Raw genomic sequence first — 15,319 nt, forward strand, 5'->3', positions numbered from 1 at the left:
ATGTCGAGGACATGGCAGAAATTATTGAAAATCTGACCGCACTTTATCCCTATCCTAATCAATATATTTTGGCGCATTCGCTCGGTGCGTTAGTGGCGACCTATTATTTGGCAAATTGTGATCATCGCATTCAACGTGCCGTGTTCTCTGCGCCGTTTTTTGGCATGCCTTTAAAACACCCTGTGCGTGATGAAATGCTGTTGAGTCTGATGATGTTATTTGGACAAGGAAAGCGTTATGTGTTCGGCAAAGGGCCGTATAAACCGGTGGATGTGCAGGAAAATTTGTTAAGCCATGATAGTAAGCGAATGCAAAGAATGAATGAAATTAATTTGGCAAATCCAGCGATTCGTTTGGGTGGACCGACGTTCCGTTGGGCATATTTGTGTCTGATCGCCATTAAACATTTGCCGAAAATATTGCCACGCATCGAAACACCGGTATTGGTGTTAGAGGCGGAACAAGAACAAATCGTCAATAATAAAACGTTAGAAAAACTCACCGCACTTTTTATGTGTGGCAGTCTGAAAAAAATCGCCGGGGCAAAACATGAAATTCTGTTTGAAACCGATGCGATTCGCACGCCAACCTTACAACATATTTATGCGTTTTTTACTTCAGCGCATAGCGAACCAACAATAAGCCAAATAGGGTAAACAATAAACTGCCGATGACGTGGGCGGCAATTAATCCCAAGGCGATGCCGAGTTTGCCGTTTAGGAAATTGTTGACCACTTCAATGGAAAATGAGGAAAACGTGGTTAAGCTACCAAGAAAGCCAGTCACCAAAAACAACTTCCAAGCTTCCGAAAGTTGAGGAATGAACCCAAATAAGGCAAATAGCGCACCGATAATAAAACTGCCTAAATAATTGGCAATCAAGGTGCCAAAAGAAAATGCGGCAAACCACGGATTGAGCAACAAGCCCAGACTCCAACGCAGGCAAGCGCCCAGCACGGCACCGCCGCTAATCCAGAGTAAAGAAGATAAGAACGGCATTAATCCATCCCGAAAATCGCACGAAGGTAAACCGCGACAGCCTCCTCCGTGTTGCAACCGATGGTTTCCAGCTGCGGGCAACGTTGTATCAAACGCGGATCGGCGTTGCCCATCATGCATCCTTTGCCCACTTCCACCAGCATTTCAACATCATTCATGCCATCACCAAAGGCAATACAATCTTGCAAGCCGTATTCCCGTTGCCCAATTACCTGCGCAAGTGCGGTGGCTTTTGACACATTTTTATTCATCACTTCCAAGCAAATCGGCGTGGAATATGTCAGGCTGATTTTATCGCCGAAGTCCTGATGAATACGCTGTTCCAATTCCACCAAATCTGCGGGTGTACGGGCGATAAAAAACACTTTTTCCGTGTCTCTGCCGTGATGTTGCTTAAAATCCACCACATTGTATAAAAAGCCGGAATCTTTGTGATACTTGTAAAGTTCGGGAATGTCTTTGTTGATAAACCAGCCATCAGCCTGATAGCTATTGACACAGACGCGGTTGTCGTCAAAGGGCAAATTCATCACTTGATACGCAATTTCTTCCGGCAAGGAATTATTTAGCAACAACTCTCCTTGCAAGTTATGCGCTTGTGCACCATTTGACGTAATTAACACCGCCTCTTTCACCTTGGTTTTCTTTAAAATACTGGATACATCAAAGTAATTACGCCCTGTGGCAAGGATAATATCAACTTTGTTGTCATACAGATGTTCCAAGGTTTGCGCAGTAAAATCACCGATAACATGATGTTCGTTCAGTAAGGTTCCATCCATGTCCGACACGATGGCACGATAGGGACGTTTTTGCATAATTTTTCACCTTAAATGACATAATGGCTAATGGTAGCAAATTTTATATAAAAATATTGGCGGTTTTCTTGAATTTTTTCAGGAAATGTAATAAAAGATTAAACCTTTCATACGAAAAAATCGCTTCCCTAACAATTGAACACAGCTACAAATATGAACGGTGCAAATTTAATCATCGAGTGCTTAAAAGCACATCACGTGGATACCATTTTCGGCTATCCCGGTGGGGCCATCATGCCGACCTATGATGCCATTTATGATTCCGGCTTAGACCATTTACTTTGCCGCAACGAACAAGGTGCTGCCATGGCGGCTATTGGCTATGCGCGTGCCTCAGGCAAAGTTGGCGTATGTATTGCCACTTCCGGCCCCGGCGCAACTAACCTCATCACCGGACTAGGCGATGCCTTAATGGATTCTATTCCGATTGTAGCGATCACAGGTCAAGTAGCTTCGCCACTTATTGGTACTGACGCCTTTCAGGAAGCAGATGTGTTAGGACTTTCTCTTGCCTGCACCAAACACAGCTTTATCGTACAGAATATTGACGAATTACCGGAAATTATCGCCAAAGCCTTTGAAATCGCCAAAAGTGGCAGACCGGGCCCAGTATTGATCGATGTACCGAAAGACGTCCAAGTTGCGCCAACCACGGCAAAACCTATCGTGAATTCGCTGCCAAAAACCACCGCACTTTGCGACAAACAATTAACGCAGGCGCTTGAGCTATTAAAACACGCCAAACGCCCGATGGCGTATATCGGTGGCGGTGTGGGCATGGCAGGCGCCGTGCCGGCATTGCGTTATTTCTTACACACGACCCAAATGCCAAGTATCGTAACATTAAAAGGGCTTGGCGCGGTATCGCCTGACGATCCTTATTATCTCGGTATGATCGGTATGCACGGCACCAAAGCCGCCAACTATGCCACCCAAGAAGCCGATTTATTGCTCGTGTTCGGCGCGCGTTTTGATGACCGCGTGACCGGCAAACTCGACACCTTCGCGCCACACGCCAAAGTGATTCATGTGGATATCGACGGCGCCGAATTAGGCAAATTACGCCGCCCTGATGTGGCATTACGCGGCCATCTAATCGCCACGCTAGAAAACCTCAGCGTGCCGCTTGACATCGCCCCTTGGCAACAAACCGTTGCACAATATAAACAACAATTTGCGTTCAGCTACGGTGAACATAATGGCGAACAACTCATCAACCCGTTATGGTTGCTCAACAGCATTTCACGCAAAAAAACACCGGAAACTATCGTCGTCACCGATGTGGGACAACATCAAATGTGGTCGGCACTACACGTGCAACATCACGCCCCGGAAAACTTTATTACCTCCGCCGGTTTCGGCACCATGGGTTTTGGCTTGCCTGCTGCCATCGGTGCGAAAAAAGCCCGCCCGGAAGATGAAGTCATTTTAGTCAGCGGTGATGGTTCCATCATGATGAATATTCAAGAGCTCGGCTCCATTGGTCGTGGCAAAGCCCCAATTAAAATCGTGTTATTGGATAACCAACGTCTCGGCATGGTGCGCCAATGGCAATCCCTCTTCTTTAATGCCCGTCACAGTAGCACGATTCTAGACGACAACCCGGATTTCGTGGTGCTCGCCTCGGCGTTCGGCATTAAAGGGGAACGCATTGATTCCGCTCATCAAGTGGATGCCGCACTAGAACGCTTATTCAACAGCCAAGAGGCTTATTTATTGCATATTTGCATCCATTCCGACGAAAACGTGTGGCCGTTGGTGCCGCCGGGTGCGTGCAACGCAGATATGTTGGAAAGTATGGAGTAATCACATGGAACACCAAATCGAACTCACCGCCCAACACCGTCCCGAAGTGCTGGAACGCATTCTCCGCGTCATCCGCCACCGTGGTTTCACCGTGACTCAAATGGATATGCAGCTGATTGACGGCAAAGTGCGGTTAAAATTCACCGTAAAATCCGACCGCACTTTGGATTTGTTGGTGAATCAGTTGGAGAAGTTGCCGGATGTGATTGAGATGAAATAAGACAATATTTTATTGAATAATTTCTCCGTTTTATCTTCTGCCAAATCTCCCCTACCCCTCTTTGCTAAAGAGGGGATTGGATCGAGACAAGATTTGATATTAGTGATTTTATTTAACATCACTAAAAGGTGAGTTAGACAACAATTCTCTATTTACTAAAGAAATCCCCCTCTTTAGCAAAGAGGGGTTAGGGGAGATTTAGCAATATTAATTAACGAAGAAATTCATATAAACCTTAACGAAAACTTACTCGGAGAACTTATTTATGCCAAAACTACGTTCAGCGACCAGCACACAAGGTCGTAATATGGCAGGTGCACGTGCCTTATGGCGTGCAACAGGGATGAAAGAAAATGACTTCGGAAAACCCATTATTGCGGTAGTGAACTCTTTCACCCAATTCGTCCCGGGGCATGTGCATTTAAAAGACATGGGACAATTGGTCGCAGCAGAAATTGAAAAAGCCGGCGGCGTAGCGAAAGAATTCAACACCATTGCGGTGGATGACGGTATTGCCATGGGACACGGCGGAATGCTGTATTCCTTACCAAGCCGTGACTTAATCGCAGACAGCGTGGAATATATGGTGAACGCCCACTGCGCTGATGCCATGGTATGTATTTCCAACTGTGACAAAATCACCCCGGGAATGTTAATGGCGGCAATGCGTTTAAACATTCCGACCATCTTCGTATCAGGCGGCCCTATGGAAGCCGGCAAAACCAAGTTATCGGATCAACTGATTCGTTTAGACTTAGTGGATGCAATGATTGAAGCGGCGGATCCTAATGTCAGTGATGAGCGTATTGATGCCATTGAACGCAGCGCCTGCCCGACTTGTGGCTCCTGCTCAGGGATGTTCACTGCCAACTCCATGAACTGTTTAACAGAAGCCTTAGGGTTATCTTTACCGGGCAACGGTTCCATGCTTGCCACCCACGCCGACCGTAAAGAATTATTCTTAAAAGCCGGTCGCCAAATTGTGGAACTGTGCAAACGTTATTACGAACAGGACGACGAAAGCGTATTGCCTCGTTCCATCGGCACCTTTGATGCCTTTGAAAACGCTATGAGCTTAGATATCGCCATGGGCGGTTCCAGTAACACCGTTTTACACTTACTCGCAGCGGCACAAGAAGCGGGCGTAGATTTCAAAATGGCAGACATCGACCGCTTATCCCGTGTTGTGCCTTGTTTGAGCAAAATTGCGCCGAACACCAACAAATACCACATGGAAGACGTACACCGCGCAGGCGGCATTATGGGCTTATTGGGCGAATTAGATCGTGCGGGGTTAATTCACAAAAACACTCACACCGTGTTGGGCTTAACCATGGGCGAGCAGCTCAATCAATACGACATTATCCGTAACCAAGATGAAGCATTACACAAATTCTTCCGCGCCGGCCCGGCAGGCATTCGCACCACCCAAGCCTTCTCACAAGATTGTCGTTGGGATAGCGTAGATGATGACCGTGTAAGCGGCTGTATCCGCAACAAAGAAAATGCGATTTCTCAAGAAGGTGGCTTAGCCGTCTTGTTCGGGAACATTGCCGAAGACGGTTGTATCGTCAAAACCGCGGGCGTGGATGAATCTATCTGGAAATTCACCGGTCGTGCCATCGTGTTTGAAAGCCAAGAAGACGCTGTAGCCGGTATTTTAGGTGGTAAAGTCAAAGAAGGTCACGTTGTGATTATCCGTTACGAAGGTCCAAAAGGCGGCCCGGGTATGCAAGAAATGTTGTATCCAACCAGCTACTTAAAATCCATGGGCTTAGGCAAAAAATGTGCATTGTTAACGGATGGTCGTTTCTCCGGTGGCACATCCGGCTTATCGATTGGCCATGCCTCACCTGAAGCGGCTTCTGGCGGTGCAATCGGCTTAGTGCGCGATGGTGATACCATCAACATCGATATTCCAAACCGCGCGATTAATCTTGCTATCAGTGATGAGGAACTTGCCGCACGCCGTGCTGAGCAAGATGCCAAAGGCTGGCAACCGGCAAACCGCCAACGTGAAGTATCCTTTGCATTGAAAGTCTTCGGGCATTTCGCGACATCGGCGGATAAAGGCGCGGTGCGGGATAAAAGCTTATTAAAATAAAAATTGTCGGGACAGGCTTTATGCCTGTCTTTATTAATACAGGGACATGATAACGCCATAACGGATAGCCGCATTGCCTAAAGTGCGGTCATTTTCTCAAGCAGTTTTGTCCACAAAAGCCAGCACCTGTGGCTGATCCAGCACTAAGGCATACACATTGGCGAGAAAATAGGTTTGTTCTTCTTCGGGAATGGCAAACGGAAGGTATGCCAATATTTTTTGATGAATCTGTAAAACTTGCGGAAAAACCACCGCACTTTGGATTTCTGCTAAAAAATCGGCATACAACGGTGAAACACAATGCCCACGTTGAATCCGACCCAAGGCACTGGCGAGATGCACTAACATCATTTTAACCTGCTCGGTTTCTACGTCTGCCAACCAATCTTGTTGCAAGTGGCAACGTACGTTCAATACCGTTTGTACAATATGTTCGTCAATTAATTCTCGGGCTTGAAACGCCCCAAGTCGCTGTTGAAGATCCATTTGTTCACTCTCAATAAAATGATTTCAGTATAACGAAATTCGTATGAATTAAACGGTGCATTGATCACAAATTTGTAGGAAAATAGCGCACTCTTCTTATTTAAAATAATTCGGAAAGCGAGATGTTACAGAATAATTTCATTAATGAATATGACGGTTTGATTTTTGATATGGACGGCACGGTTATTGATACGATGCCGAGTCATGCGAAAGCGTGGGAAATGGTCGGACAACATTTTGGTTATCCATTTGATGGCAATTTATTGTATGAAATGGGTGGCGCGCCGGTGAAAGACATTGCGTTAGAAATGATGAAACGTCATGCCATGCCGTTAGATAAATTAGATGATGTGATCGAATTAAAAAGAGAATATGGCAAACAGCTGATCATGAAACACGCTACATTGCTTCCTGCAGCGGATGTTGTTCGTCATTTTTATAATAAAAAACCGCTTGCCCTTGGCACAGGCTCTTATCGCCCCATCGCCCAAATTTTGTTGGATAAGTTTGATTTTGAAAAATATTTTTCCGCGATTGTTACTGCCGAAGATATTCAACATCACAAACCGGCACCGGATACGTTTTTACGTTGTGCTGAATTGATTCAAGTGAAACCGCAGCGCTGTTTAGTGTTTGAAGATGGCGATTTGGGTATTCAGGCTGGATTAAATGCGGGCATGGATGTGTTTGATGTGCGAGTGAATAAATTATTACGTAGCCCGGCGTGATGAAACGCGTTCCGCATCAATTCTAAAAATGACTGATGCACTGATTTTTGACCTATTACATCATGTTTGATCTTTTTAGCGGGGAGGGATGGCTTGCATTGCTAGGCGAGCATCGATTGTGGATTATGTTTGCCAGCGCCTTCCTCAGTGCCACTGTGCTTCCCGGCAATTCCGAAATTGTTTTTCTCACCCTCGTCACACCGCGCTTATGGACGGGTTCCCCTTATTTTTCTTTGGATATTCAAAGCCTATTGTGGACAGCAATCGCCGGAAACACGCTGGGCAGCCTGACTACCTATGCACTTGGACGTTGGCTTCCGACGTTTAATCCTCCACCACAAAATGCCAAACTCTCGTGGGTATTAGCAAAAACACAAGGTTACGGCAGTGTGATGTTATTTTTCAGCTGGTTACCGATTGTCGGTGATCTATTTTGTGCGGTGGCAGGCTGGTTGAGATTAAACTGGGTAGCGTGTCTGATTTTTATGACACTGGGCAAAATAGTGCGGTATGTTTTTTTGCTATTTTTTGGACTCGCTATTCTGTAACGCTGGGATTTTCCTGTAGAATGGCGAAAAAAAAATGCCTCTCACAAGGAGAGGCGAATAACCTAAGGAACCAATTTTATTAAAACAACTGCAAGTTGCTCGCTATCTAAGACTGCAGTATAACGGAAAAAGTTCGCAGAAATTTAAAAATTTTTATCAATTTTTTATAAACGCTGTTTTTTAGCCCCAAATGACACCAATTAAGGAGAGATTATGCCATTACTTGATAGCTTCAAAGTGGATCATACCCGAATGAATGCACCCGCAGTGCGAATTGCCAAAACAATGCAAACGCCAAAAGGCGATACCATCACGGTTTTTGACTTGCGTTTTACCATTCCTAATAAAGAAAATTTGCCACCGAAGGGCATTCACACATTGGAACATTTATTTGCCGGTTTCATGCGTGATCATCTCAATAGCCAAGAGGTCGAAATTATTGATATTTCCCCGATGGGTTGCCGCACCGGTTTTTATATGTCCTTAATCGGTACCCCAAATGAAACCCAAGTTGCACAAGCTTGGGCAGCCTCCATGCAAGATATTCTCAATGTGAAAAATCAACATGAAATTCCTGAACTGAATGAATACCAATGCGGAACATACACCGAACATTCTTTGGCAGAAGCCCATCAAATCGCACAAAACGTATTAGCGCGCGGTATTGGTGTGAATAAAAACGAAGATTTAACCTTAGACGAAAGTTTACTCAAACAATAAGGAGCCCCCCATGACCACAATCGGCACGCCATTAACCCCAAAAGCACTGAAAGTAATGATGCTTGGTGCAGGGGAATTGGGCAAAGAAGTTGTCATTGAATTACAACGTTTAGGTGTAGAAGTGATTGCGGTAGATCGCTATGAAAACGCGCCTGCACAACAAGTGGCTCACCGTGCTTACACCATTTCCATGTTGGATGGCGCGGCATTACGCGCCGTTGTGGAAAAGGAACGTCCTGATTTTATCGTGCCGGAAGTGGAAGCTATCGCCACCGATACTTTACTTGAACTGGAACAAGAAGGGTTCACCGTTATCCCGACCGCCAAAGCCACGAAACTGACCATGAACCGCGAAGGCATTCGTCGTTTAGCCTCGGAAGAATTGGGCTTGCCAACCTCGCCTTATGAATTCGTAGATAACTTTGACGACTTCAAAAGTGCGGTCGAAAAAATCGGTGTTCCGTGTGTGGTCAAACCGATCATGTCCTCCTCCGGTCATGGACAAAGCGTCATTCGCACCCTCGATCAAATCCAATCGGCATGGGATTACGCCCAAGAAGGCGGACGTGCAGGTGCCGGACGCGTCATTGTGGAAGGGTTTATTCAATTTGATTACGAAATTACCCAGCTCACGGTGCGCCATGTGAATGGCACCTCATTCCTTGCCCCCATCGGGCACATTCAAGTGGATGGCGATTACCGTGAATCTTGGCAACCTCAAGCCATGTCAGAAACCGCATTGAAAAAAGCGCAAGACATTGCGGAGAAAATCACCGGTGCATTAGGCGGTCGTGGGATTTTTGGGGTGGAAATGTTCGTGCGTGGCGATGACGTGATTTTTAACGAAGTCTCCCCGCGTCCACACGATACCGGTATGGTGACCATGATCTCACAAGAGTTATCACAGTTCGCCTTACACGCTCGCGCTATTTTAGGCTTGCCGATTCCAAGCATCGATTTCATCAGCCCATCCGCCTCCAAAGCCATTGTGGTGGAAGGCAAATCCAACCAAGTACAATTTGCCAACGTAGAGCAGGTACTTGCCGAACCGCAAACCAACTTACGCCTTTTTGGTAAAGGTGAAGTGAATGGTCATCGCCGTTTAGGGGTGATTTTGGCGCGTGACATCAGCGTTGAAAAAGCCTTAGAAAAAGCCCGTCGTGCTTATGATAAATTAGACGTGATTTTATAAGCTCAGCTTATCGTTGACTCCAATTAAAGTGCGGTGAAAAAATGCGTTGTTTTTCACCGCACTTTTTTATCTATCGTATGTGCTTTGGGGAGACGATTAATACATCGTAGCGTGCAACTTGTTGCACGAAATCATAAATCGTAGCGTGCAACTTGTTGCACGAAATCGTAAATCGTAGCGTGCAACTTGTTGCACGAAATTACGAATATTCGAAAGCATTAAATAACGTTCCGTGCGTGGGTTGATCGTGGATCGTAGCGTGCAACTTGTTGCACGAAATCGTGAATATTCGGAAAGGGTAAATAACGTTCCGTGCGTAGTTCGGTCGTGCATCAAGATGCACGCTACGAGGGAATCGTGAATCGCTTACCGAGGTTGAATCATTCGTGCAACAAGTTGCACGCTACATTCGAAATGAATAACGCTCTTGATGGTTGATAATGCATTGTTTGAAAAAACACACGCAAAAATCACCGCACTTTATTTCGTTCCGTGTGTGATTCGTTCGTGCATCGAGATGCACGCTACAAGGGAATCGTGAATCGCTTACCGAGGTTGAATCATTCGTGCATCAAGATGCACGCTACGAGAGAATCGTGAATTACGCATTGGGATTGATTCATTCGTGCTACTGAATACAAAAAGCTTATTTGGTATAATGATGCATAGAATGTGAACAACTGCACAAGAAACCCCTATGGCAACTTATCGACGAGACCTCACTGAGGGTGGTACCTATTTTTTCACGCTTGCGCTTCAAGATCGTTCAAAAGATTGGCTAACTCGCTATATTAACGAACTGCGAGCGGCTTTTATCGAAACACAACAACGTTATCCTTTCAAAACAATTGCCATCTGTATATTACCGGATCATCTTCATTGGCTCATGGAATTACCTGAAAATGATCATCATTATGCCACCCGAATTCGTTTATTAAAAACCCTATTTAGCCAAAAAATCCCCGCACATTGCCGAATGCCAAATCAAAGCCAACGAAGACGAGGGGATCTTGGTATTTGGCAACGCCGTTTTTGGGAACATCTCATCCGTAACGAGCAAGACCTCTCAAACCATTGGGATTATATTTATTATAACCCTGTCAAGCATGGCTACGTCACCGCTGTTAAAGATTGGCCATATTCATCATTTCACCGTGATGTAACCGACCAAATATATCCTCTCGATTGGGGTGGCGATATCAGCGTCAAAATACAAAATTTATATCAAGAATAATCCCCGTAGCGTGCAACTTGTTGCACGAAATCGGAAATCGTAGCGTGCAACTTGTTGCACGAAATGAATAACGCTCTTGATGGTTGATAATGCGTTGTTTGAAAAAACACACGCAAAAATCACCGCACTTTATTTCGTTCCGTGCGTGGGTTGATCGTGGATCGTAGCGTGCAACTTGTTGCACGAAATCGTGAATATTCGGAAAGGGTAAATAACGTTCCGTGCGTAGTTCGGTCGTGCATCAAGATGCACGCTACGAGGGAATCGTGAATCGCTTACCGAGGTTGAATCATTCGTGCAACAAGTTGCACGCTACATTCGAAATGAATAACGCTCTTGATGGTTGATAATGCATTGTTTGAAAAAACACACGCAAAAATCACCGCACTTTATTTCGTTCCGTGTGTGATTCATTCGTGCAACAAGTTGCACGCTACGGGGGAATCGTAAATCACGCATCGGGGTTAAATCATTCGTGCAACAAGTTGCACGCTACGGGGCACCGTATAACGCATTACCGTTACGAATAAAAAAAGCACGGCATTTTCATGTCGTGCTTTTTTGTTAAGCGAGTTCACCGATTAGGTGAGCTGCGGAGTGATTACCATTGGTAACCGGCGCCGATTGTACCGCCGAAGTCGCCGCGGGAGTTGGTGTTACCGGTGACTTTCAAGATAACTTTACCGTTATCAGAAATACGGGATACACCAATCGCTAAGCCGCTTTGACCGCGATAGGTACTTGCTGCTGCTGCAACCATGCTCTTACCCGGACGGAAGGCTTGCGGAAGACCGGCTGTTGCCAATGCGCCCGCGATACCGCCGCGTAAGTCACGATCCATTTTACGTAGATCGCCACGGATTTGGTTGAAGTTGTTTGCGGTATTTTGGTTAATTGCCGCAATCGCGCCATGAACGGTATTTTGTCCGGTGTTACCGATACCGTTTTGGCCTGCAACCACTTTGCCGTCTTTCACGGTTGCGCCGCCGCCAATCACATCAGCTACGCTCTTCGCAGTTTCATGTAATTGACCGCCGTTGACCGCATCTTTGCTGTCAGCCGCGACATTGCCGTTAGCAACGTTGCTGATGGCTTTACCCGCAGCATTGATGCCGTCTTTGCTCATGCTCGGACCGTTTGCAACTTGAACACGATCTGTCGTTACGTTCTTCACGTTAAGGTTATCGTTGAAGCGCACTTCCACGTTACCGTTCGGGCCTTTAGTGAAGTTTAGGTTACCATCTTTAGAGGTTAAACCTTGTACCGCACTGTCAGCTTTTGCAAGACTTGCTTTTGTCTTAGCAGACACATCCACAGTGTAAGTGGTTGTGTTGGTGTCGGCATCGTGGTTGTTAGTCACGGTGACATAGTCGCTGCCTGCGTTAGTCACAGAACGTTCAACATCAACGGTATATTCATGACCGCCTGCTGCGTTAATGCCTTCAGTCACAGTCACGTTAGAACGGCCTTCTTTAGCTTTCACGCTGGTTTTCTCAGCAGCGGCTTTCTTCGCAAGGTCGTTTACCGATTTAATTGCATCGTTAATGTTGCCTTTACCGGTTTCACCGATGTTGCTCATGGTAATGTCGCCATTGCCATTCACTGTCGCGTCGCCGCCTAACACATTAACAACGTTTTGAGCCACGTTAGAGACTTTGGTATCCACTTTGTCTAACTGACCTTTGTTCACTGCATCATTTGGATTCACACCGTCAGCAACGTTAGTGATGGTATTACCGCCTGCGTTAATGCCACCTTTCGTTACAGAAGGACCACCGGCGATGGTTACACCATCGTTATTCACGGTAGTATCGCCTGCTTTCACAGAATCCACGTTCAAGTCTTTTGCAGTGGACACTTTGTAGTGTTTACCGCCGTCAGCATTGAGGGATTCTTCCACAACAATGTTGTCGCCTTGTTCTACAGTGGTGTGTTTCTTCGCAGTGTCTGCTGCATTTTTCGCTAAATCGTTAACGTGTTTGATCGCATCGTTAACGTTACCTTTACCGGTTTCGCCGATATTGGTCATGGTAACTTTACCATTGCCATCCACTGCTGCATCACCACCTAACACGTCAGCTACGCCTTTCGCTACATTATGTAACTGACCGCCGTTCACAGCATCTTTGCTGTTTTCTGCGACATCGCCGGCTGCTACGTTAGTGATTTTCTTATCAGCTGCATCAATGCCGTCTTTCTTCACAGAAGGACCGCCTGCGATGGTTAAGCCATCGTTGTTCAATGTGCTGTCACCCGCTTTCACAGAATCCACGGTTAAGTCTTTCTTCAAGCTTAATTTCGGATTCTTCGGATCGCTGTTGTCAACCACCAAGTTTTGTTCACCGTTTGCAACATCCACAGATTTCACTGCGCTGTCAGCCACGCCTTTCACAGCGTCTAACTGACCTTTGTTCACTGCATCATTTGGATTCACACCGTCAGCAACGTTAGTGATGGTATTACCGCCTGCGTTAATGCCACCTTTCGTTACAGAAGGACCACCGGCGATGGTTACACCATCGTTATTCACGGTAGTATCGCCTGCTTTCACAGAATCCACGTTCAAGTCTTTTGCAGTGGACACTTTGTAGTGTTTACCGCCGTCAGCATTGAGGGATTCTTCCACAACAATGTTGTCGCCTTGTTCTACAGTGGTGTGTTTCTTCGCAGTGTCTGCTGCATTTTTCGCTAAATCGTTAACGTGTTTGATCGCATCGTTAACGTTACCTTTACCGGTTTCGCCGATATTGGTCATGGTAACTTTACCATTGCCATCCACTGCTGCATCACCACCTAACACGTCAGCTACGCCTTTCGCTACATTATGTAACTGACCGCCGTTCACAGCATCTTTGCTGTTTTCTGCGACATCGCCGGCTGCTACGTTAGTGATTTTCTTATCAGCTGCATCAATGCCGTCTTTCTTCACAGAAGGACCGCCTGCGATGGTTAAGCCATCGTTGTTCAATGTGCTGTCACCCGCTTTCACAGAATCCACGGTTAAGTCTTTCTTCAAGCTTAATTTCGGATTCTTCGGATCGCTGTTGTCAACCACCAAGTTTTGTTCACCGTTTGCAACATCCACAGATTTCACTGCGCTGTCAGCCACGCCTTTCACAGCGTCTAACTGACCTTTGTTCACCGCATCTTTTGGATCAACGCCGTCAGCAACGTTGGTAATTTTGTTACCATTTGCATTTAAGCCATCGTTGTTGATGTAAGTGTTGCCACCAACATTCACGCCTTTGTCATTTAACACGACTTGGTTTGCACCTTCGCCTGCAGTGACTTCTTTCAAGCTAATGCTGTCTTTAAGCGAGAATTCCACTTGAGCGCCATTTGCGCCGTTGGTTTGTTTCGCTTTCAAGTTTTTACCTGCTTGAAGAGTGACTTTGTTGCCGGCTTTGATTTTTTGATCGTGGCCAGAAGCAGCATCTAATTCACCATCAGTCTTCGCTGTATCGACCACGAAGTGGGTGTTTGCAAGTGCTTCAGCAACGGTGCCTGCAGTCACTAACTTGCCTTTATCTGCCGGTGTTGTTGGTGCTGTGATGTTGCCATTGGCATCCACTAAATCACCGCTGAGTTTAGGCGTTACGGTTACGATGTTGGTGTTCGGATCTTTCACTGCAGTTAATGCATTTTCATCACCGGATTTCACATCTTGTACTGCGGTGTCGGCTTTCGCTTTCACGCCATCCAATTTGGTGTTGGTTGCATGAAGTTGTGAACCGTTCACGGCTTCTTGGCTGGTTGCAGAAACATCACCGGCTTTCACACCGGAGATAACTCTATTACCGGCATCAATACCGCCACGTGTTACGCTTGGGCCGCCTGTGATAGTTAAACCGTTGGTGTTCACTGTGGTATTACCCGCAGTGACGGAAGTGACATCAAGGTCATCTTTTGTCGCCACAGTGTATTCATCACCGCCGGCGGCATTTTTGCCTTTCGTTACTTTCACGTTTTTGCCTTCAACAACAGTGGTGTGTTTCGCTGCAGTTTCTGCTGCAGCTTTCGCTGCATCGTTAACGTGTTTGATCGCATCACCAATGTTACCTTTACCGGTTTCACCGATACCTTTCGCAGGATCAGCTACAGTCACTTTACCTGTCGCAGGATCGATAGCTGCATCCGGACCGATTAAGTCTTTCACATTATTCGCTACGTTGTACAACTGGCTACCGTTAACCGCATCTTTGCTAGCTGCTGTTACTGCACCAGGTGCAACGTTAGTGATTTTCTTATCGTTCGCATTTAAGCCATCTTTGTTGATGTAAGTATTGCCTGCAACATTCACGCCGTTGTTATTTAATACAACTTCGTTCGCGCTGCCTTCACCCACTTTCACTTCTTTCAAGCTAATGCTGTCTTTAAGCGAGAATTCCACTTCTGCGCCATTTGCGCCATTGGTTTGTTTCGCTTTCAAGTTTTTACCTGCTTGAAGAGTGACTTTGTTGCTGG

At 46.1% G+C, this 15,319-nt stretch carries 13 protein-coding genes; 9 read left to right on the top strand and 4 right to left on the bottom strand.

The annotated features are described in order from the left end of the window. Window positions 1-656: alpha/beta hydrolase (locus Q0203_RS09390; protein ID WP_297931852.1), on the top strand; the 656-nt coding region annotated here is incomplete at its 5' end. On the opposite strand, the gene crcB is transcribed toward Q0203_RS09390, so the two are convergent. Further along, window positions 613-999, bottom strand: coding sequence for a fluoride efflux transporter CrcB (gene crcB / locus Q0203_RS09395; RefSeq protein ID WP_297931855.1), 387 nt, complete (start codon window positions 997-999; stop codon window positions 613-615). The genes Q0203_RS09390 and crcB overlap by 44 nt on opposite strands. Further along, window positions 999-1,817: a Cof-type HAD-IIB family hydrolase gene (locus tag Q0203_RS09400; RefSeq protein ID WP_297931857.1), complete on the bottom strand. Its 819-nt coding sequence runs from the start codon at window positions 1,815-1,817 to the stop codon at window positions 999-1,001. The genes crcB and Q0203_RS09400 overlap by 1 nt, the downstream gene beginning before the upstream one ends. 153 nt (window positions 1,818-1,970) lie before the next feature. Here Q0203_RS09400 and ilvG point away from each other — a divergent pair, with 153 nt between their 5' ends. From ilvG to ilvD, 3 genes are all read left to right on the top strand, one after another. Next, window positions 1,971-3,623 carry an acetolactate synthase 2 catalytic subunit gene (ilvG, locus tag Q0203_RS09405; RefSeq protein WP_297931859.1) on the top strand — a complete coding sequence of 551 codons (1,653 nt, stop codon included), beginning with the start codon at window positions 1,971-1,973 and terminating at the stop codon, window positions 3,621-3,623. A 4-nt stretch (window positions 3,624-3,627) separates the two neighbouring features. Beyond that, on the top strand, window positions 3,628-3,843 hold the full coding sequence (gene ilvM, locus Q0203_RS09410; protein ID WP_297931862.1) for an acetolactate synthase 2 small subunit: 216 nt from the start codon (window positions 3,628-3,630) through the stop codon (window positions 3,841-3,843). 265 nt (window positions 3,844-4,108) lie between these two features. After that, on the top strand, window positions 4,109-5,947 hold the full coding sequence (gene ilvD, locus Q0203_RS09415) for a dihydroxy-acid dehydratase (protein WP_297931864.1): 1,839 nt from the start codon (window positions 4,109-4,111) through the stop codon (window positions 5,945-5,947). A gap of 96 nt (window positions 5,948-6,043) precedes the next feature. Here ilvD and Q0203_RS09420 read toward each other — a convergent pair whose 3' ends face one another. Continuing rightward, a complete protein-coding gene (locus tag Q0203_RS09420; protein ID WP_297931867.1) occupies window positions 6,044-6,433 on the bottom strand; it encodes a PRD domain-containing protein in 390 nt (129 codons plus the stop codon). 122 nt (window positions 6,434-6,555) lie between these two features. Between Q0203_RS09420 and Q0203_RS09425 the strand changes: the two genes are divergently transcribed. The 5 genes from Q0203_RS09425 (at window position 6,556) to Q0203_RS09445 (ending at window position 10,855) form a co-directional block, all read left to right on the top strand. Beyond that, the gene (locus Q0203_RS09425) at window positions 6,556-7,161 is read left to right on the top strand and encodes a beta-phosphoglucomutase family hydrolase (RefSeq protein WP_290521040.1); all 606 of its coding nucleotides are present in this window, start codon (window positions 6,556-6,558) and stop codon (window positions 7,159-7,161) included. Window positions 7,162-7,223: 62 nt separating this feature from the next. After that, complete coding sequence (locus Q0203_RS09430; RefSeq protein ID WP_297931871.1) at window positions 7,224-7,709, top strand: VTT domain-containing protein; 486 nt, start codon at window positions 7,224-7,226, stop codon at window positions 7,707-7,709. A gap of 213 nt (window positions 7,710-7,922) precedes the next feature. Further along, window positions 7,923-8,429 (top strand): S-ribosylhomocysteine lyase, encoded by a 507-nt coding sequence (luxS, locus tag Q0203_RS09435; RefSeq protein ID WP_297931875.1) that lies wholly within the window; start codon window positions 7,923-7,925, stop codon window positions 8,427-8,429. Window positions 8,430-8,439: 10 nt separating this feature from the next. Continuing rightward, complete coding sequence (purT, locus tag Q0203_RS09440; protein WP_295974408.1) at window positions 8,440-9,621, top strand: formate-dependent phosphoribosylglycinamide formyltransferase; 1,182 nt, start codon at window positions 8,440-8,442, stop codon at window positions 9,619-9,621. Between the two features lie 697 nt (window positions 9,622-10,318). Further along, window positions 10,319-10,855: a transposase gene (locus Q0203_RS09445; RefSeq protein WP_297931878.1), complete on the top strand. Its 537-nt coding sequence runs from the start codon at window positions 10,319-10,321 to the stop codon at window positions 10,853-10,855. A 601-nt stretch (window positions 10,856-11,456) separates the two neighbouring features. Here the strand turns inward: Q0203_RS09445 and Q0203_RS09450 are convergent. Further along, on the bottom strand, window positions 11,457-15,319 hold a 3,863-nt coding region (locus tag Q0203_RS09450; RefSeq protein WP_297931880.1), incomplete at its 5' end, for a YadA-like family protein.

Source organism: uncultured Aggregatibacter sp., assembly GCF_938046485.1.
Lineage (GTDB): Bacteria > Pseudomonadota > Gammaproteobacteria > Enterobacterales > Pasteurellaceae > Aggregatibacter.